This is a genomic window from Daejeonella sp., assembly GCF_049655485.1.
Classification (GTDB): domain Bacteria; phylum Bacteroidota; class Bacteroidia; order Sphingobacteriales; family Sphingobacteriaceae; genus Daejeonella.
Window position 1 is genome coordinate 1 of the sequence record NZ_JBASJU010000345.1, and the last position, 17,208, is coordinate 17,208.

Annotated in this window: 21 protein-coding genes and 1 pseudogene; 5 read left to right on the forward strand and 17 right to left on the reverse strand. The window is 41.2% G+C overall.

The annotated features are described in order from the left end of the window. The 4 genes from WBJ10_RS14040 to WBJ10_RS14055 all read left to right on the forward strand — a co-directional run. On the forward strand, positions 1-929 hold a 929-nt coding region (locus WBJ10_RS14040), incomplete at its 5' end, for an AI-2E family transporter (protein ID WP_424291358.1). 110 nt (positions 930-1,039) lie between these two features. After that, positions 1,040-1,936 carry an ABC transporter ATP-binding protein gene (locus WBJ10_RS14045; RefSeq protein WP_424291360.1) on the forward strand — a complete coding sequence of 299 codons (897 nt, stop codon included), beginning with the start codon at positions 1,040-1,042 and terminating at the stop codon, positions 1,934-1,936. Positions 1,937-1,940: 4 nt separating this feature from the next. Further along, positions 1,941-3,242, forward strand: a complete 1,302-nt coding sequence (locus WBJ10_RS14050; protein WP_424291362.1) for an ABC transporter permease — start codon at positions 1,941-1,943, stop codon at positions 3,240-3,242. Between the two features lie 7 nt (positions 3,243-3,249). Then, complete coding sequence (locus WBJ10_RS14055; protein WP_424291364.1) at positions 3,250-4,161, forward strand: exopolyphosphatase; 912 nt, start codon at positions 3,250-3,252, stop codon at positions 4,159-4,161. On the opposite strand, the gene WBJ10_RS14060 is transcribed toward WBJ10_RS14055, so the two are convergent. The 17 genes from WBJ10_RS14060 to WBJ10_RS14140 all read right to left on the reverse strand — a co-directional run bounded on the left by WBJ10_RS14060 (position 4,119) and on the right by WBJ10_RS14140 (position 16,835). Continuing rightward, a complete protein-coding gene (locus tag WBJ10_RS14060) occupies positions 4,119-4,838 on the reverse strand; it encodes a hypothetical protein (RefSeq protein WP_424291366.1) in 720 nt (239 codons plus the stop codon). The genes WBJ10_RS14055 and WBJ10_RS14060 overlap by 43 nt on opposite strands. A 60-nt stretch (positions 4,839-4,898) precedes the next feature. Next, positions 4,899-5,489, reverse strand: coding sequence for a Maf family protein (locus WBJ10_RS14065; RefSeq protein WP_424291368.1), 591 nt, complete (start codon positions 5,487-5,489; stop codon positions 4,899-4,901). Between the two features lie 70 nt (positions 5,490-5,559). Continuing rightward, on the reverse strand, positions 5,560-5,919 hold the full coding sequence (locus WBJ10_RS14070) for a hypothetical protein (RefSeq protein WP_424291370.1): 360 nt from the start codon (positions 5,917-5,919) through the stop codon (positions 5,560-5,562). A gap of 61 nt (positions 5,920-5,980) precedes the next feature. Next, entirely contained in the window at positions 5,981-6,511 is a 531-nt protein-coding gene (locus WBJ10_RS14075; protein ID WP_424291372.1) for a KdsC family phosphatase, read from the reverse strand. A gap of 70 nt (positions 6,512-6,581) precedes the next feature. Beyond that, complete coding sequence (gene iscX / locus WBJ10_RS14080) at positions 6,582-6,827, reverse strand: Fe-S cluster assembly protein IscX (protein WP_424291374.1); 246 nt, start codon at positions 6,825-6,827, stop codon at positions 6,582-6,584. 20 nt (positions 6,828-6,847) lie between these two features. Further along, positions 6,848-7,180 carry a 2Fe-2S iron-sulfur cluster-binding protein gene (locus tag WBJ10_RS14085; protein WP_424291376.1) on the reverse strand — a complete coding sequence of 111 codons (333 nt, stop codon included), beginning with the start codon at positions 7,178-7,180 and terminating at the stop codon, positions 6,848-6,850. Positions 7,181-7,204: 24 nt separating this feature from the next. Next, positions 7,205-7,981, reverse strand: a complete 777-nt coding sequence (locus WBJ10_RS14090) for a Rossmann-like and DUF2520 domain-containing protein (RefSeq protein WP_424291378.1) — start codon at positions 7,979-7,981, stop codon at positions 7,205-7,207. Next, entirely contained in the window at positions 7,981-10,443 is a 2,463-nt protein-coding gene (locus WBJ10_RS14095) for a heme lyase CcmF/NrfE family subunit (RefSeq protein ID WP_424291380.1), read from the reverse strand. The genes WBJ10_RS14090 and WBJ10_RS14095 overlap by 1 nt, the downstream gene beginning before the upstream one ends. Before the next feature lie 6 nt (positions 10,444-10,449). Beyond that, entirely contained in the window at positions 10,450-10,860 is a 411-nt protein-coding gene (locus tag WBJ10_RS14100) for a cytochrome c maturation protein CcmE (RefSeq protein ID WP_424291382.1), read from the reverse strand. A 214-nt stretch (positions 10,861-11,074) separates the two neighbouring features. After that, positions 11,075-12,511 carry a Glu/Leu/Phe/Val family dehydrogenase gene (locus WBJ10_RS14105; RefSeq protein ID WP_424291384.1) on the reverse strand — a complete coding sequence of 479 codons (1,437 nt, stop codon included), beginning with the start codon at positions 12,509-12,511 and terminating at the stop codon, positions 11,075-11,077. A 144-nt stretch (positions 12,512-12,655) separates the two neighbouring features. Continuing rightward, positions 12,656-12,868 carry a CcmD family protein gene (locus WBJ10_RS14110; protein ID WP_424291386.1) on the reverse strand — a complete coding sequence of 71 codons (213 nt, stop codon included), beginning with the start codon at positions 12,866-12,868 and terminating at the stop codon, positions 12,656-12,658. A gap of 122 nt (positions 12,869-12,990) precedes the next feature. Then, on the reverse strand, positions 12,991-13,647 hold the full coding sequence (gene ccsA, locus WBJ10_RS14115) for a cytochrome c biogenesis protein CcsA (RefSeq protein WP_424291388.1): 657 nt from the start codon (positions 13,645-13,647) through the stop codon (positions 12,991-12,993). Positions 13,648-13,679: 32 nt separating this feature from the next. Beyond that, positions 13,680-14,342 (reverse strand): heme exporter protein CcmB, encoded by a 663-nt coding sequence (locus tag WBJ10_RS14120; protein WP_424291390.1) that lies wholly within the window; start codon positions 14,340-14,342, stop codon positions 13,680-13,682. A gap of 17 nt (positions 14,343-14,359) precedes the next feature. After that, complete coding sequence (locus WBJ10_RS14125) at positions 14,360-14,785, reverse strand: hypothetical protein (RefSeq protein WP_424291392.1); 426 nt, start codon at positions 14,783-14,785, stop codon at positions 14,360-14,362. Between the two features lie 7 nt (positions 14,786-14,792). Further along, positions 14,793-15,152 carry a gliding motility protein GldC gene (gldC, locus tag WBJ10_RS14130; RefSeq protein WP_424291394.1) on the reverse strand — a complete coding sequence of 120 codons (360 nt, stop codon included), beginning with the start codon at positions 15,150-15,152 and terminating at the stop codon, positions 14,793-14,795. A 43-nt stretch (positions 15,153-15,195) separates the two neighbouring features. Next, positions 15,196-15,456: a hypothetical protein gene (locus WBJ10_RS14135; RefSeq protein WP_424291396.1), complete on the reverse strand. Its 261-nt coding sequence runs from the start codon at positions 15,454-15,456 to the stop codon at positions 15,196-15,198. Continuing rightward, entirely contained in the window at positions 15,453-16,835 is a 1,383-nt protein-coding gene (locus tag WBJ10_RS14140; RefSeq protein WP_424291398.1) for a DEAD/DEAH box helicase, read from the reverse strand. Before WBJ10_RS14140 ends, WBJ10_RS14135 begins: the two co-directional genes overlap by 4 nt. A 74-nt stretch (positions 16,836-16,909) precedes the next feature. Here WBJ10_RS14140 and WBJ10_RS14145 point away from each other — a divergent pair. Continuing rightward, a pseudogene (locus WBJ10_RS14145) lies at positions 16,910-17,208 on the forward strand (dihydroorotase); the annotation flags it as partial.

Genomic DNA, 17,208 nt, shown 5'->3' on the forward strand with positions numbered 1-17,208 from the left:
TTCTGTGCGTTCTACTGTTCTTGTTAGGGATTGCTGGTATAGTCGCATTGTTTTCCTGGCAGGCTTCAGATATCTCTAATGATCTTTCGCAGATCGGGGACCGGTTAAGTAAGATTGGAAGTAACATAAAAGAGTATATCGCAAAAAATGTCGGTATTACGCCTGAAAAACAGAAGGAGTTTATAGACAAGCAGGCTGAATCCAGTTCCGGTGGGAGCGGAAACAAAGGAGGAACGGTCTTAAGCATACTTATGGGCATTTTAGTAGATTCCATCCTGGTGATCGTATATCTTTTTCTATTTCTATCCTCAAGAGCCCATTTGAAGAAATTCGTTCTTATGTTAGTCCCTACGGGGGAATCAAAAGAAACCGAGCAAATCATTCGGGATTCCGGCAAGATGGCTCAGAAGTATATCTCGGGGATGGGAATGATGATCGGTATGCTATGGATCCTCTACGGCATCGGCTTTAGCGTGGCCGGGGTCGAAAATGCGCTGTTCTTCGCTGTTCTTTGTGGTATTCTTGAAATCATACCATTCATCGGTAACCTTGTGGGTAATTTCTTAACTGTTTTAATGGTGATCTCACAGGGTGGAGATACTAATATGATCATGGCAGTTATCGGTACTTATCTGGTGGTCCAATTTCTCCAAACCTATATACTCGAGCCTCTTGTTGTCGGCTCCGAAGTAAATATAAACCCTCTCTTTACCATTTTAGTCTTGGTCTTTATGGAACTTGTCTGGGGGATAGCGGGGCTGATACTGGCAATCCCTATGATTGGAATCATTAAAATAATTTGTGATCACATCAAGCCTTTAAAACCTTATGGTTTTCTTATTGGGAAAGAAAAGAGCGGCGAACCAAAAATGTTATTAGCTGTTAAGAATTTTTTCGGAGGTTCAAATACTAAGAAATCGAAAACCTGATATCTTTCTTCCTCAGGCAATTAATTGTTTACGTCCAACTATTACCATAAATACGTGTAACGAAATCATATTACACCTATCTAACGGTCATTATATTATAAACCATCGAAATGCTGAGTATAAGAAATATTGTTAAGCAATATGCCAATCACCGTGCCCTGGAGAATGTATCAATAGAAGTTGAAAAAGGCAGTGTGTTTGGATTGCTGGGACCGAACGGCGCCGGAAAAACATCTCTAATCCGGATTATTAACCAAATAACCGCTCCCGATAGCGGGGAAGTTTTTCTTAAAGGAGAAAAATTGAATCCTTCACATATTTCAATAATCGGCTACCTGCCGGAAGAACGCGGCTTATACAAAAAGATGGAGATTGGCGAACAAATGCTTTACCTCGCTCAATTAAAGGGAATGAGCAAAGCAGATGCAACCAAGCGAATTAAATATTGGTTCGAAAAGATGGAGATCGAAAGCTGGTGGAATAAAAAAGTTGAAGACCTTAGTAAGGGTATGCAGCAGAAAGTCCAATTTATTGCTACTGTAGTACATGATCCTGAATTGATCATTCTGGATGAACCATTCTCCGGATTTGACCCTGTAAATGCTCAGGTAATCACCAATGAAATTTTAGAGTTAAACCGCAAAGGGGCGACGATTATTTTTTCTACCCACCGCATGGAATCGGTCGAGCAATTATGCGATAGCATCGCACTTATTCATAAATCGAAGAAGATACTGGACGGAAAGGTAAAAGACATTAAAAATTTATACCGCAGCCATACTTACCGAATCGGATTCTCGGGGCAGTTTAATGCTTCGAACAATGAAATGTTCAGCATTGTCGAACAAAAGTCTGATGATGACCTTACACATTTAACAGTAAAAGTTCAGGAGAAATACTCTGCGAACGATGTACTAAACTTTTTCATACCTCAGGTACAGGTTAACGAATTCATGGAAGTAATTCCAAGTATGAACGACATATTTATACAGAACGTAAAGAATTAAAAACATGAACAAAACCTTACTTATTATACAAAGAGAGTATCTCAGCAGGGTAAAAAAGAAATCATTCCTTTTGATGACTTTCCTCGTTCCCTTGCTTATTATCGGGATGTATGCTTTAGTTATAGCCTTATCATTAAGTGGTGGCGATAATATCCCTACCATCGAGGTGATTGACGACAGCGGGATACTAAAAAGCGGATTAGAAGACAAGAAAACTGTAAAATTTCATACCTCTACAGAAACTCTTGACAAGGCTAAACAGCGTGTCATTGAAGATGACAGTGCATTTTTATTGTACGTACCCAAGGATATAGCCACAGGGGGCAAACTGGAATTATTTTCACAAAAAAAGGCCGGACTTTCTGTTGTCACCACGATTGAAAATCAGCTTAACGATCAAATCCGGAATAAAATGTTGGCTGATGCCGGAATCGATGCGGCTACTCTTGATAATATTAAGCCGGATCTCGAAGTTGTTTCCAAAGAATTGACCTTAGAGGGTGAAAAAGATAGTAGTTCAGGCGCCGCTATGGCAGTTGGTTTCGCCGCTGCAATATTAATCTACATGTCGCTTTTTATTTACGGCATACAGGTGATGAGAGGGATAATCGAAGAAAAAACCAGCCGGATAGTTGAAGTGGTAATTTCATCTGTGAGACCTTTTCAGCTAATGATGGGTAAAATAATAGGTATAGGATTGGTAGGTTTAACCCAGTTTCTACTCTGGATAATTTTATCCGGTACCTTAATGACGGTTGCTACCAATGTTATATTCAAGGATAAAATGGAGGCAGTTAAGTCTGAAATGCCCGTAGCACAACAATCTGCTGCAGCTCAATCAGGGCCGGGGACGGATATTGTTAAAGCTATCCAAACGGTTGAATGGAATTACATCCTCCCAGCCTTTATCATATTTTTCTTTGGAGGATACATGCTTTACAGTGCCCTATTCGCTGCAGTTGGTTCTGCAGTCGACAGTGATACAGAAACCCAACAGTTTATGCTGCCGATAACGCTCCCTCTTCTCTTTACCTATATCATGTCGTTTAGTTTCATAGTTAATAACCCAGACAGCTCCTTGTCGTTCTGGTTAAGCATAATTCCTTTTACGTCTCCCATTGCGATGATGGTGAGACTACCCTTTGGCGTACCGTTATGGGAATTAGGCCTTTCTGTTGCACTTCTCATTGGCGGTTTTATTTTTACCACCTGGGTAGCATCGCGGATCTACAGGATAGGCATACTTATGTATGGGAAAAAAGTAAGCTTCAAAGAGCTGGGCAAATGGTTTATGTATAAGGGATAGTGCTTAGATGAGAGTTGCGGTATTAGATCTGGGAACAAACACATTTCATCTATTGATTGCTGATGTAACAGGAGGCAAGAAACCGACGATGGTTTACCAGGAAACTATTGCGGTAAAGCTGGGAGAAGGAGGGATAGAGGAAGGCACTATTTCAGAAGTCGCTTTTGCCCGGGGAATCACTGCTTTAAAGATCTTTAAAGAACGCATTGACGAGTACCATGCGGTTATAGTCAAAAGTGCGGCAACATCGGCTATAAGAAGTGCTGCTAATGGACTTGATTTCATCGATAAAGTACATGCCGCAACTGGTTTAGCACTAGAAGTTATCGATGGAGACCGAGAGGCCGAACTTATTTACCTCGGGGTAAAGGCTGCTATCAATATGGAGGATATGAGCCTAATTGTTGATATAGGCGGTGGAAGCGTGGAACTAATAATTTGCGATAAGCACCAAATCTTCTGGCAAAAAAGCTATCCAATTGGTGCAGCAAGGCTAATGTCGCGATTTCATCGGCATGATCCGATTTCGGATGCTGAGGTTTCGGAAATAATAAGTTATCTGGATGAAACCTTGGCGGATTTCAGTGACCAACTGAGCCGCTTTAAACCTAAACTTTTGATAGGCTCCGCGGGCTCATTCGAAACTTTTGCAGAAATGCAGGATCTGGAATTTAAACCTTCCTTCGAAAAACCAGAACAAGAAATTTATCTGGAATCGTTTGAACGGATAGCCAGGATAATGATTAAGAGTACACATCAACAGCGAGAAAGGATGGAAAACCTAGTTCCCGTTCGTGTAGATATGATTGTTGTATCAACAATATTGGCAAAGTATATTATTGAATTATCTAACGTGGATACTATTAAACTTTCTACTTACTCGCTCAAAGAAGGTTTGCTGTTTGGAACAGGCATATAAACCTCCTCTTTAAAAACATCAATTTTCGATAATTCCAGGTTCCAAAGCATCATGATAAAAAAACAGATACTAAAAAAGAATTCCCCGACTTCTTCTTCATGGCCAGTTTGAAAGTCGAGCATTAATATCGATGCTATGGCAAACCCTCTCCTGAGAAACATTGGTGGTATAATGAACTGCCTCAAAGGCATTTTCTGGAATTTTATTTTCTTTTTTTGCATGATCCCTGGAAGGATAACTCCGTAAATAAATAACACGATCAAGGCGATATGTTTGGTTTTTATCTTAAAAATGCCCTGAAAAGTATTGTGCAGGTTTACTTCATTCTGATCGCTATATTTCTGAAAAACCCCGGTAGTTTCAATTTCAAAGACCCTTTGTCCCCAGCTTATTTCTTCCAGTCCTGCCAGGACGTTAAACGCCGAAAACAAAATAAAGAACCAGTGTAGATATTTATGCTTGTTCCAGATTTTTAAAGCCACCATAGTCGAAACAACACCCGCCGCAATCAAAAACGCGAAAGTCAACCATTCAACAACGCTATCTTCTTTAATAATAGATCGGTAAAAGTCTTCATTTATAAAGTAAAATGCTACGAAAATTACCGTTAGAACTGGGAAGAGATATAATCCCCATTTAGGGATCGACCCTGTCTCGCGTTTATCTGAAAGAACCATAAAATTATATAGCAAAATCCGTACTACAACCTAAAACCATCCTTGAAACTGCTTATAAGATTATTTGGTTAAATCCAGTTTAATGAAACTGCACAATTCCTGATACAGTCTATGTGTGGGAAGTCCAACAACATTAGTATAAGAGCCATCGATCCTATCAATAGCGATAAGTCCAATCCACTCTTGAATCCCATAAGCACCCGCTTTGTCCATGGGGTTTCCGATCTTTATATAATGGCGAATTTGCTCTTCAGTTATTGGTTTAAAGTATACCTTCGAAACTTCATAGAAGCTATGGATGTGGCTATTCTTAAGCAAGGTTACGGCTGTAATAACTTCATGCATTTTACCCGAAAGAGTAGAAAGAATTTCCAGGGCGTGATCGTTACTCTCAGGTTTTCCAAGAATTTCGCCATTAATAACAACAATCGTATCTGCAGTGATTACAATTTCATCGCTTATAAACTCATCGAAAGCCTTTGCCTTTTTTTCTGAAATATACAAAGCAGTTTCTGAAGCTGTTAACCCTTCCGGATATGTTTCATCGACATCTTTCAGAACTACCCGGAAGTCGATTCCCATGAGGTTGAGAAGCTCTTGCCTCCGAGGTGATTTTGATGCTAATATTATAGGGGGAAAATGATCAGTCATGTATGGAATTTTTCCCAAAAATAAGAAAAGCGACCATTGGCCGCTTTAATACTTACAATGAGTCGCAAAATTAGTTGTTCATTCGGGCCCTCTGCTCAGCGAGCAAGGCTTCGTAAGACTTTTTCTGCTCATCATTTAATAGAGCCATAACTCTTTTAGTTATCTCAGCCTGGATTGGTGCCATTTTCTCCCGCATTCCTTCAAATCCTCCTCCTCCGTTAGCTGCTCTTAAACTATCGATCGATTTTCCCTGAGATAGAAATACTTCAGTCAATTTAGTTTTCTGTTCAGGTGTCAGATTTAAGGGCTCCAACCGTGTAATTGAGCGCTCTGCACGTTCAGCAGGAGTTCCCATTTGACGGCCGCCTTGCGCTTTAGCAAAGCTAGCAGTACATAATATTAAGCCTAGTGCGATAATTAATTTCTTCATTTCGTTTGGGTTTCCATATTTGATAGGATATATACGAAATGGTTTAATATATGGAACGGAATTAATTCAGACTTCCATCGTGGGCTGAGGGACTTTCGTCAAACCAGTTACCCTGTATTTTCAAAACTTTTTCAATTACATCTCTTACACAACCATCTCCACCCTTTTTCGGTGAAATATAATCGCAAATAGATTTTATCTCCTCAACAGCGTCGGCCGGGCAAACAGCCAGACCTGCAAGCTTTATCACTTGAAGATCAGGTATATCATCGCCCATATATAATACTTGTTCGGTTGAGCAACCGCTGTTTTTCAGAAAATTATGATAAGTCTCGACTTTTGAATCCAGTCCCAGATAAACTTCAGAAATTCCCAGTCCTTTCAAGCGAAGTTCAATGCCTTTGGACCGGCCACCTGAAAGTACGATCACCTGATACCCACGTTTAACAGCGAGCTGCAAAGCGTAGCCGTCCTTTATACTAAATCTCCTGTGCTGCTCACCTGTCTCTGTTACCAAAACAGTTCCGTCGGTCAGAACACCGTCTACATCGAGTATAAAAGCTTTGATATGTTTTATTTTTTCGAGGAACAAAGTCTAGAGTTGAGAGTGGAAGGTTGACAGTTTTAAAGGAATACTTACGTGACGAAGCTCCTAACTAAGCTTAGTCCTGGTTATCGCGCCATTCGTATACCCAGGCCGATTGAATTTGCTCGAGATGACCTTCGCTGCTTTCTTCACGGGTGCCGGCAAAGTTCGGGAGACTTAATACCCAATCCAATAGTTCCGTAAAACGGATTCTATAGATTTTGGACTCGCCAAATTCGTCACCGAACTTTTCGTAAAGTCCCATTGCTATATCTTCGTAATCATTCCAATGAATTGGAAGCTCAAATTGTTCGTTAGCCATATATTTACGTTCCGGTATTATTAATGTCCTAAAAATTGGTTTTGATCCGGCAGGGTAACTTCAATATCACCTTCAATGATCACACACTGGCAGCCTAAACGAGAAGTGATTCTTGGGTTTACTGCCCGGTCAATAAAATCTTCTTCTTTATCTGATATTTCTTCCACACTATCCATGCCCTTATTCACATAAACGTGGCAGGTACTGCATCCGCAAACTCCGCCGCAATTGTGCTGGAGTTCTATTCCATTGTCTAGGCATACGTCGAGAACAGATTCACCCTCGGCAATTGGCAGTTCAACAGAAGGTTTTCCAGCTTCCTCAAAATTAATTTTTATCTTAAAAATGTTCATTGGGGCAAAAATAACAATTTAAAATTAGCCCCGTGATTGCTTGTGCAAATTGACTATGCTCTGACTTAGCAGTCTATAAAGCTCCTGCAGATCAGGTCTTTCCTTCAGCGCCTCGAGGTGGGAAAGAATGATCTCGTTTTCTTCACGAACCGCCGGGCCAGTCTGAACGGCTTCAGGATCGTTTAATTGAACCTTTTCAGCCGTTTCGGCAATAAGGGGCCTGATGAGATCGAAATCTAAATTCTCGGCTTTAAGCAAGTCCTGAGAAATCGCCATGAGATGATTAGTGAAATTGCATGCAAATACTGCAGCGACATGTAATGCCTTACGCTGCGCCGAGCTCAATTCTGTAACTTTTTCTGACAGCCGATCAGCAATGGCACGTATAGCTGTAAGATCTTCCGGATTGGTAGCTTCAATAGCTATAGGAATCTGACGAAAGTCTACTGCTCTGTTTTTCGAAAAAGTCTGCAAAGGATAAAAAACACCGATGTGGGAGGAAACGCCTTCCAATGCTTGAATCGAAGTTGAACCAGACGTATGAACGATTAATTTATCGTCAAGACCAAGTGTTAAAGCTAAGTCTCTGATTGCACTATCTTTTACTGCGATAATATAGAGATCAGCATTTCGGTTAATATCAGCAATATCTGAGATCGCTTCGGAAGCCACCGTATCGGCCAGCTCATTTGCATGTTCAATATTGCGACTCCAAACCTGCACGATGGTTTGCCCGGCCATCTTGAAGGCACGTCCTAAATGGGTGGCAACTTTGCCACTTCCTAGTAAAACAATATTCATCAGGACGTTTTTAATTCCTTATTTCTTCTGAAAATTGAAAGAATAAAGCCAACCACCATGATAATTGTCCCACCCCAGAAAAAGTTTATATACGGAAACTCAATCGCCTTCAAAACGACCCAGCTTTTCTCCGCCTTTGGCTTTTGATAAACCATCAGCTCAAGTTTATCCTTGTCCGGGAAAACATTTGTGAACCGTAATTTCAAACCGACTTCATCTACTGTTTTACCGAAATCAAACTTAGACCCGTCTTTTAAAAGATAGACAGGCTCAGAATTATAAATTTTGCCATTTGAATTGATTTCGAGCTGCATCCCAATTGCTATATCCTGCCCTGAAACCGGTATGTTTTGAATTTTAGCGTCCCGGTTAATCCCCTTTACGGTGATAAACCCTTCGCGGAAACGCACAGTATCGCCGACATTAATTTCGTGGTTAACCGGCTTTTCATAGCTTTCATCATCAGAGTGACCTTCGTGATCTTCGTGGTCTTCCTCTTTTAAAGGCACACTACTAACGTGAGTGTAAATATCGTGGAATAAGTAATGACGGGTATCGGGAGAAGCGATGATCTGCCGCATTTTTGCATTTTGCTGAGCATTGGGAAACAAATCAAAATTCTCTTTGACCTTACTGCTCGCAGTGTCAATAACCTGGTAATTAATCCGGTAGTAGGTATTTACTCCCTCAGTCGAATCGCCTTTATAGGTCACCGTGTATCTGTCCATCTTAACTGGCTCATCTTTATAGAGGATGATGTTTTCGCGCGGATTATTACTTTTAGCGAATTCATCACCAAAGCCAATGCCGCTGTTATTAACAGAAATCACCTTGTTAGTAGCCGCTGCAATCAAAGCACCAATAAGGAGAAAAGCAAACCCAATGTGTGCCACCGCGGAGCCTGCAAGCCTCCATTTTCCTTTAAATGCATCCCCCAGAATCTTTGCGTTAGCCAGAATGGAAAATACTGCCGCATAAGTCAGGATGATGTACATAAAATTGGTATACACTTTTGTGATATAAACCGCCGCAGCCGTTATAAAAAGCGCCAGGATCAGTGAAATAGCGATGCTTATAAAAAATTTCTTAGGATCAGTTTTTTTGTATTTCAGGTATTGTGAGAAGGCAGAGATAAATGCAACCACTACCGCAAAAGGAACCTGCCATTTATTATAGTGCTGAATAACGTTTGGTGGCGGTGCGATTTCAGTACCGAATATCGCATTGAATACCGGAACTGAAGTAGTTGCAAGTATTTGGATACAAGCAACCGACAAAACAAGGGCTCCGATAAACAACCAGAATTCCCGGGAATAGGTTTCTTCGTCTTTTTTCGTGATCGGCATTTCCTTCCATCGGATAACAAGGAACACAATCATTAATATTAGAAAAACTAAAACGTAAGCTACCAGATGCCAGAACATACCCAGATCAGTAAACGCGTGAACAGACGTTTCGCCTAATATCCCGCTACGGGTTAAAAACGAAGCGTACAATACCAAAACAAAGCTTATCAGCACTAAAAATGTGGCCGTAAAATAAGAATGTCCGGAATTTTTATAAGCTATTAAGACGTGAACCGCTGCAATAAGTGTTAACCAGGGAATTATTGAGGCATTTTCAACCGGATCCCATGCCCAAAAGCCGCCGAAGTTAAGTGCTTCATACGCCCAGAAAGAGCCCATTATAATACCTGTTCCAAGAATCATTACCGCAAAAAGAGACCACGGCAAAGCTGGTTTAATCCATTCGCTATAACGTTTCTCCCACAGTCCTCCAATAGCATAAGCAAATGGAATGATCATTGAAGCAAATCCTAAAAACAAAGTAGGCGGATGTATCACCATCCAATAATTTTGCAGCAATGGATTTAATCCGTTTCCGTCTGTGATTAGGGTAAGATAGTCCGCACGAGCGAAGATGGGTCCGGGAACTGCATCGCGAAGTAAAATAAACGGGGAACTTCCAATCCTTTGCCCGAAAAGTTCTACGCCAACAAGCATGGACGCGATAAATGCCTGAGACAACATAACGGTAGTCATTACCGAATTCTCCCATGACTTACCCTTTAAGACAACAACAGCGCCTAAAACACCTTGCCAGAAGGTCCACAACCAGAAACTACCCTCCTGCCCTTCCCAGAAAGAAGAGATTATGTAGTAGACTGGAAGAGTCTTTGATGAGTGTGCCCAGGCATAATGATACTCGAAAAGGTGGTTGTAGATGATGTAAAACAAGCAGGAACCAATTCCGACAACTGAAACTAAGTTAAGGCCGAAAGCCGTACGGGCAATTTTCTGCCACCCCAGTACTGATTGCTTTCGAAAGTCATCACCATGTGAGCTAACCGTAGCAAAGTAATAACTTACCGTTGCCAGCAAAGCTGAGCAGAACGATAGAATGATGAAGAATTGACCTAGTTTACCAGGAAGAAGGTTTTCTCCAATAAATTGTATGTCCATTAAGATTTAGATTTTTGCGGTTGTGGCAGTCACTTCTGTAACTTCCACCTCGTCTTTAGTATATTTAGATGGGCACTTCATCAGGATTTTCGAAGCATGAAATTCATTGCCGATCATCTTTCCCGTAAGGACGATTTGTTCGGAACGCTCAAAATCCTGTGGCTTGGAGCCACTGAAAACTACTTTGCATTCTTTACCCTCATTATCTTTGAGGTAAAAAGAAAAGTAGTTTGCATCTTGGGTGGGTTGGTAGAAAAGCTCTTTTTCTTTATTCAGCTGGCCCACAACATGCAATTCTGACTCCGTTTCACGCGCGTCACTGAAGGAGCCGTAAGTACTGGAATCTGCGTATGTGCTTATGATAACGCCAATAGCTATTGCTATAATGAGAAGACCTGCTATTGAACTTTTTTTCATGTTTAGGAATATTAGAACCTTAAACGGCTAATGCCATTACAAAAGTACTAAAAGCTAAACTTTTGAAGTAATTCTAACAGGATTGTTTCTATATTAGAATCATTCTAAATAGAGTATCAAGACACAAGTATCAAGTATCAAGACTTATGGTTAGATAATTGGGCATTTCACCCTTAATTACCATAGGTCTTGATACTTGATACTTGATTCTATGTTATGGCCAGATACCCATATTCATATATGACACAGCTACTTTATTAATAGAACTAACAAAGGCAGCAGTCCGTAAACTGTCAATACGGGAGTTCTCCAGCTTGATTTCGCGGATCTCGTGATATGAGCGGATCATGGTGTCTTCCAGACCGGAATTAACCAATTCAAGCTCAGAGGCACCCTTAATGATCATGCTTCTTTGAGCCGCATCAAGAGTAACACCGGTAGATTTCTCTATGGTATTAACAAGATTAAGGTTAGCGTTCTCCTCATAGCGTTTGTCCATACGTCCGAAAGCTACATGCGAAAGATTTTTCAACCATTCGAAATAGGATACCGTAACACCACCAGCATTGCAATACATATCAGGAATAAGTATGCAACCCCTCTCAATAAGCGCAGACGCGGCATCAGGAGTAGTTGGGCCATTGGCAGCCTCGGCGATAATTTTAGCTTTAATATTAGCCACATTCTGTTCGGTAATCTGGTTCTCTAAAGCCGCCGGAACTAATATATCACACTCCTGCTCAAGCCCTTCAGCTGAATTGGCAAATTCTTTCTGTGACTTAGAGAAGCCCAAAATGGAACCTGTGGATTTACGGTGATTGAATACTTCGTCAAGGTCAAAACCTGCTGAACTATAAATCGCACCTTCGAATTCACAAATGCCAACAATAGTTGCCCCGAATTCAGTTAGATATTTAATGGTGTAATAACCCACATTACCCATTCCCTGTACGATCACCCTTTTACCTGACAATCCTGCTGATAATCCAAGCTTCTGCATATCTTCCGCAACGTCAACACATTCGCGGATGGAAATTGCTACGCCACGGCCAGTTGCTTCCTTACGACCTGCTATGCCATGCAGTGCAAGCGGTTTACCGGTTACACAACCTAAGGCGTCAAGCTGTCCCGGATTCATGGTTTGATAAGTATCAGCGATCCAACTCATTTCACGCTCTCCGGAACCATAATCAGGAGCAGGAACATCTATTCCTGGGCCGATAAAATTCTTCTTTATCAATTCAACCGTGTAACGGCGGGTGATGTTCTCAAGCTCAGCAACGGTATATTCCTTAGGGTTGATCTTGATCCCCCCTTTTGCGCCCCCAAAAGGAACGTTTACAATCGCACATTTATAGGTCATGAGGGCAGCAAGTGCCATAACCTCATCTTCATTCACCATTTCACTATAACGAATCCCACCTTTCGTTGGTGATTTGTGATGAGAGTGTTCCACACGCCATGCATCAATTACCTCAAATCCATTTCCTCTGCGAATAGGGAAACGGAAACGATACACACTGTTACATGATCTTATCTGATCCAGCAATCCCTCGGGATGTGAAGTAAACTGCGCTGCGTGATCAAAAAACTGGCAGACGTCTCCAAAAAATGATGTTTCGGAATGCGCTGCGTCTATAGACTTAGCCATACTGTAAATAAATTATATATAATTGGTTTAGTGCAAAGTTGGAAGAAATTTATTGATACCAAAAAGTAAATTTACTTAGTGTATGAAATACATTTCAAAACCGAATTCAAAAAACTTAACAGAAAGATTTTAAAGGCAGGTTTTCTACTTCTGCAGCTTCTCGATTTTTTTTAATCTGTTATCCATGGAGAACAAATAAAATGCCAGTCCAATGAATATTACGACCAAAACGGACACTACAACATAGATTTTCCCAGAGCTCCGAAGTTCAGTTGCCATTTCTACACCGCCGGACTCTTGTGCAAACAATGCGAACGACACAGAAAGAAGTGAGATGAGTAAAAGAAGTTTTTTCATGTTTTTAAAAGTATCAAGTATCAGGTTTCAAGTATCAAGATTAGTTGGGGATGCTTTTACAGATACAATCATTATTTATTAATCCATTTTTTTTGAACGAGTCAACCGTCAACTGTCCATTGTCAACTGATCAGGTTTTCCTGCTTCCGCATCCTATACCTCAAAGTTGTTATCCATGTTGCTATAAGAATCCAGCCCAAAACAGCAGGATAAAATACAGGCCTTAACTCAGGGGCCATATCTTTTGTATTGAAGCCCGGGTTACCTCCGTTGCCGGGATGTAAGGAATCTGTCATCCGAGGCAGAACAAATAGAAGCACTACCATTATGGGGAAGGCGAAAACATTGTATACAGATGATATCTTCCCTCTTTTCTGTTCCTCCTCCATCGAATTACGCAGAACCAGATAAGCCATGTAAATCAACAAGGCTATAGCTGAACTGTTTTGTTTAGGATCATTGCTCCAGGGCTCTCCCCAGGTGAAATTTGCCCACACCATACCTGTGACTAAGCCCAAAATCCCAAACACAATACCGACGTTTGCACTTTCAACGGCCATCAGGTCATCAAACTCATTACCTTTATTTAAATATTTGATGCTATAAACGAACGATACTGCAAGCATGATTATCATGGCAAACCACATCGGTACATGAAAATGTATGTTGCGGATCGATTCGTTCAGAATAGGTTTTGCAGGCACATGGAATAAGAATCCGCCTACGATCGAAAATAGTACCAGTACTACGGCAAGAATTTTCCACCAGCTTTTATTCATAATGATAAGATTGGTGAGCAAATGTAAGATATTTACTCGCGCCACAAAAACGGAAACAACAACAAGGACGTGGTAATAACGATAACATTGATAGCCAGCAAAATCGCTATTTCGTCAAATGACACCGATCTGTCCAGGCCGTCCAAAGCATTTTTAGACAGTTTAATCAGTACAACGAGTAAGGGTATAATCAGCGGGAAGCTTAGTATCGCCATCAGCGCACCACCATTGCCCGATTTGGATGCGATCCCTGATATCATTGTAAACACGGAAGCAAAACTTATACTACCCAGAACCACAGCAAGCATATAAAATAGAGGGTCGCCTACTGGGTTCTTGAAGACCAGGGTATAGAATCCTAAGGCGATGATCGAAAGAAGCAGCATCAGGAAAACATTGTATATGATCTTTGAAATTATTATAGCATGGGGTCCTGTTATTGTATAATAATAGAGCTGTCTGCCCCGGCTTTCCTGCATAAAACTTTTGGTGATGGCATTCACCGAAGCAAATAGCATTATAATCCAGAAAAGGGCATTCCATGTCGGCGGGTTACTGATTTCCTTAAAGGATAGGTAGCATACAAATACCGTGGAAACCACATATAACAAAATTCCATTTAGTGCATACCGGGACCGCCATTCAAGCATGATTTCCTTACGGATTAGGAATTTGATCTGGCGGAAAAGGGTCATCTATTGATTTACAAAAACTATGTCCGGACTTTCTGAGTTTGATGGATAAGCTTGTCCCTTCCGGAAGACAATATTATAAGAAGCGCACCACCGAACATCAAAGCCCAGCCAATCCATTGAAATTTTATCATTCTTGTCGCAGCGGCAGCAAGATTCTTCAAAGGAATAAAACTAAAATAATCATTCGCTTTAAAATAGACCGCAGTGAGGGTGAATATAAGCATCAAGAGCAAAATCCATCCGCATAAGCGCAATAAGCCTTGTTTCTTAGTAACAGCGGCGAGAAGTGCTATAGCAGACAAAGTGTAAACAATTGAAGCAAGAATCGTATCAATATCCCAATAGTTCCAGTTTCCCAAAATGGGAACCTTAAGCATGGGGCTCATTCCACCCACTATAACCAGGAGAACACCCAAAAGTCCCGTATAATTTTTAGCGGTCATCTGAAAATTATCCTTTTAATGCTGAATGAGGAGCATTTCCTTCTGTAAGCTCCATCTTCTCAGCAAAATGAGCACAATAATCCCGCAGATCTTCAACAATAGCTTCTTCTCCGGTAGCACGCAAAAAGCTATCGCCCATGGTTTGAAGTGTCTCATAAAAGAAGCGCTTCATCTCATCAACCGGCATATCTTTCGTCCAGAGGTCTATCCGAAGCGAATTTTTGTAATTATGATCCCATAAGGCAAGCATCATTGATTTAACCGGCAATGCTTCTTTGTTTTGTGAGTCCGTTGATTCCCAAAGAATGTTTTCAGGGACGTTCTGGTCGTCGAGATCTATTGTAAGTTTTATTTCAGCTTTTTTCATGTATATGGAATGTGGTATCAGAACTCTCGCCCTGTGATAATCATTAGTTAAACTGGGTTTTGATGAGCAGGATCAAAATCACGACAAAGATGAGAAATAGTAGTTCAAATAACCAAATTCGTTTTAGATCTACGATTAGCCTTCGAAACAATAAATCGGAGATAAAACTAACAAGCAGCATTGCCGCTAAAGAAATTGCCCCCAGGTAACGCCAGCCGGGTTCGTCGGGAAACAACAGCAGATATACTATGCTAACCAAAAGAACAGAGCTCACAATATTAAGCGGTGTTAAGCGCAAATTCATGTCTTTTTTCTATCCTTTTTATGAACAGCGTCAAATTTCACGCTCTTTCTTTTCCGAGCTCCACCAGGTTTATTGTTTCTCACTTTTGCTGCCGGAGTCGCTTTAGCAGCCGGCTTTATACCCTTTGAATTTTTGGCCTTTTTATCATGAAATGCCCCTTTAAAATCAGGGTCATCGCGACGTTTTTGAAGATCTATTTCACGTGCAATATCCTGACGCTCTTCGTACGGAGTATCGTCAATAAATACAACTTCAGGCATATCCGCTACCGGGATTTGTTGTCTTATTAGTTTTTCGATTTTTTGAACGTAATATTCTTCAGAAGGGCTGCAGAAAGTAATTGCATCACCTGTTTGCAGAGCCCTGCCGGTTCGTCCGATTCTGTGGACATAATCCTCTATAATGATGGGTACATCGAAGTTTATCACATGGCTCACATTGCTAACGTCAAGTCCGCGGGAAGCCACATCTGTAGCTACGAGAATCCTGACATCCCCTTCTTTGAATGCGTTGATAGAATTTATACGTGTATTCTGTCCTTTATTCGCATGAATAACCCTAACCTGCTCGGCTCCGTACCGACGCTCAAGGAAGTGAAAAATATTGTCTGCGACCGTCTTTGTTTTGCAAAATATAATCAGGCGGGTAAAGTCCTCTGTATCTTTAAGCAGATGCTGAAGCAGGTTCAGTTTGGTTTTAAGGTTAGGAACTTTGTATAAAATCTGGCTTACTGTATCTGCCGGTGTTGCCTGTGCGGCTACTTCTATAACGGTAGGGTGTTTTAGGAAGTCGCCTGAAATTTTATGGACAAGCTCGCTCATCGTTGCGGAAAAAAGCAGGTTCTGTCGCTTTCGCGGCACCACTTCAAGGATTCTGTGGATTGAACCTATAAATCCCATATCCATCATTTTATCTGCCTCGTCCATAACCATGAACTTGATGTACTGGGTATTGATGTTCCCTGCTAAATAGAGGTCGAGAAAACGGCCGGGGGTTGCAATAATAATATCGGCCCCTTTTTTTAGTTCAGCGATTTGCGTTTTTGGGCCCAATCCGCCGTAGAGCACCACGGTACGTAAGTCAGTGTATTTCGCAAAGGTGCGCACATTCTCGTCAATCTGCATCGCAAGCTCACGCGTAGGTGCTATAATTAAAGCCCGGGCATCATTTCCCTGGGCATATTTAAGTTTCATAAGTATGGGAAGCACAAAAGCCGCGGTTTTACCCGTTCCGGTTTGTGCAACTCCCATTATATCCTGACCCGACAAAATAGGCATGATGGCTTTTTCCTGAATTGGAGTAGGCAAAGTATAACCCGCATCTGCAACAGCATTCAGGATCTGGCGGTTAAGCTTAAAGTCTTCAAAAGATAATGACATGGAGCAAAGGTAAGGTTTAAGGGGCGGCATTGTCCCGTTTATTTCCGAAATTAGCATACCTAAATCAAAACCATATGGCATCCATACTTATCAAATCTGCAACGATCGTTAATGAAGGGAAATCTTTTAAGGGTGACCTCCTTATTAGAAATGGAATAATTGAAAAGATTGCTGAACATATAAATGACCCTGCAGACCAGATTATTAATGCTGAAGGCTTACAGCTTTTGCCAGGATGCATAGATGATCAGGTACATTTCCGGGAGCCCGGCTTGACGCATAAAGCAGATATCTTTACAGAAAGCAGGGCTGCGGTTGCAGGAGGCATAACCTCCTTCATGGAAATGCCGAACACGGTTCCGAATACGCTTAC

What these genes read in the sequence shown, in the direction of transcription:
- WBJ10_RS14045 (WP_424291360.1), top strand. Translation starts at nt 1,040, where the DNA reads ATGCTGAGTATAAGAAATATTGTTAAGCAATATGCCAATCACCGTGCC.
- WBJ10_RS14140 (WP_424291398.1), bottom strand. Translation starts at nt 16,835, where the DNA reads ATGTCATTATCTTTTGAAGACTTTAAGCTTAACCGCCAGATCCTGAAT.
- WBJ10_RS14060 (WP_424291366.1), bottom strand. Translation starts at nt 4,838, where the DNA reads ATGGTTCTTTCAGATAAACGCGAGACAGGGTCGATCCCTAAATGGGGA.
- WBJ10_RS14065 (WP_424291368.1), bottom strand. Translation starts at nt 5,489, where the DNA reads ATGACTGATCATTTTCCCCCTATAATATTAGCATCAAAATCACCTCGG.
- WBJ10_RS14095 (WP_424291380.1), bottom strand. Translation starts at nt 10,443, where the DNA reads ATGGACATACAATTTATTGGAGAAAACCTTCTTCCTGGTAAACTAGGT.
- WBJ10_RS14120 (WP_424291390.1), bottom strand. Translation starts at nt 14,342, where the DNA reads ATGACCCTTTTCCGCCAGATCAAATTCCTAATCCGTAAGGAAATCATG.
- WBJ10_RS14090 (WP_424291378.1), bottom strand. Translation starts at nt 7,981, where the DNA reads ATGAATATTGTTTTACTAGGAAGTGGCAAAGTTGCCACCCATTTAGGA.
- iscX (WP_424291374.1), bottom strand. Translation starts at nt 6,827, where the DNA reads ATGGCTAACGAACAATTTGAGCTTCCAATTCATTGGAATGATTACGAA.
- WBJ10_RS14050 (WP_424291362.1), top strand. Translation starts at nt 1,941, where the DNA reads ATGAACAAAACCTTACTTATTATACAAAGAGAGTATCTCAGCAGGGTA.
- WBJ10_RS14105 (WP_424291384.1), bottom strand. Translation starts at nt 12,511, where the DNA reads ATGGCTAAGTCTATAGACGCAGCGCATTCCGAAACATCATTTTTTGGA.
- WBJ10_RS14110 (WP_424291386.1), bottom strand. Translation starts at nt 12,868, where the DNA reads ATGAAAAAACTTCTTTTACTCATCTCACTTCTTTCTGTGTCGTTCGCA.
- gldC (WP_424291394.1), bottom strand. Translation starts at nt 15,152, where the DNA reads ATGAAAAAAGCTGAAATAAAACTTACAATAGATCTCGACGACCAGAAC.
- WBJ10_RS14085 (WP_424291376.1), bottom strand. Translation starts at nt 7,180, where the DNA reads ATGAACATTTTTAAGATAAAAATTAATTTTGAGGAAGCTGGAAAACCT.
- WBJ10_RS14100 (WP_424291382.1), bottom strand. Translation starts at nt 10,860, where the DNA reads ATGAAAAAAAGTTCAATAGCAGGTCTTCTCATTATAGCAATAGCTATT.
- ccsA (WP_424291388.1), bottom strand. Translation starts at nt 13,647, where the DNA reads ATGAATAAAAGCTGGTGGAAAATTCTTGCCGTAGTACTGGTACTATTT.
- WBJ10_RS14135 (WP_424291396.1), bottom strand. Translation starts at nt 15,456, where the DNA reads ATGAATTTGCGCTTAACACCGCTTAATATTGTGAGCTCTGTTCTTTTG.
- WBJ10_RS14055 (WP_424291364.1), top strand. Translation starts at nt 3,250, where the DNA reads ATGAGAGTTGCGGTATTAGATCTGGGAACAAACACATTTCATCTATTG.
- WBJ10_RS14125 (WP_424291392.1), bottom strand. Translation starts at nt 14,785, where the DNA reads ATGACCGCTAAAAATTATACGGGACTTTTGGGTGTTCTCCTGGTTATA.
- WBJ10_RS14070 (WP_424291370.1), bottom strand. Translation starts at nt 5,919, where the DNA reads ATGAAGAAATTAATTATCGCACTAGGCTTAATATTATGTACTGCTAGC.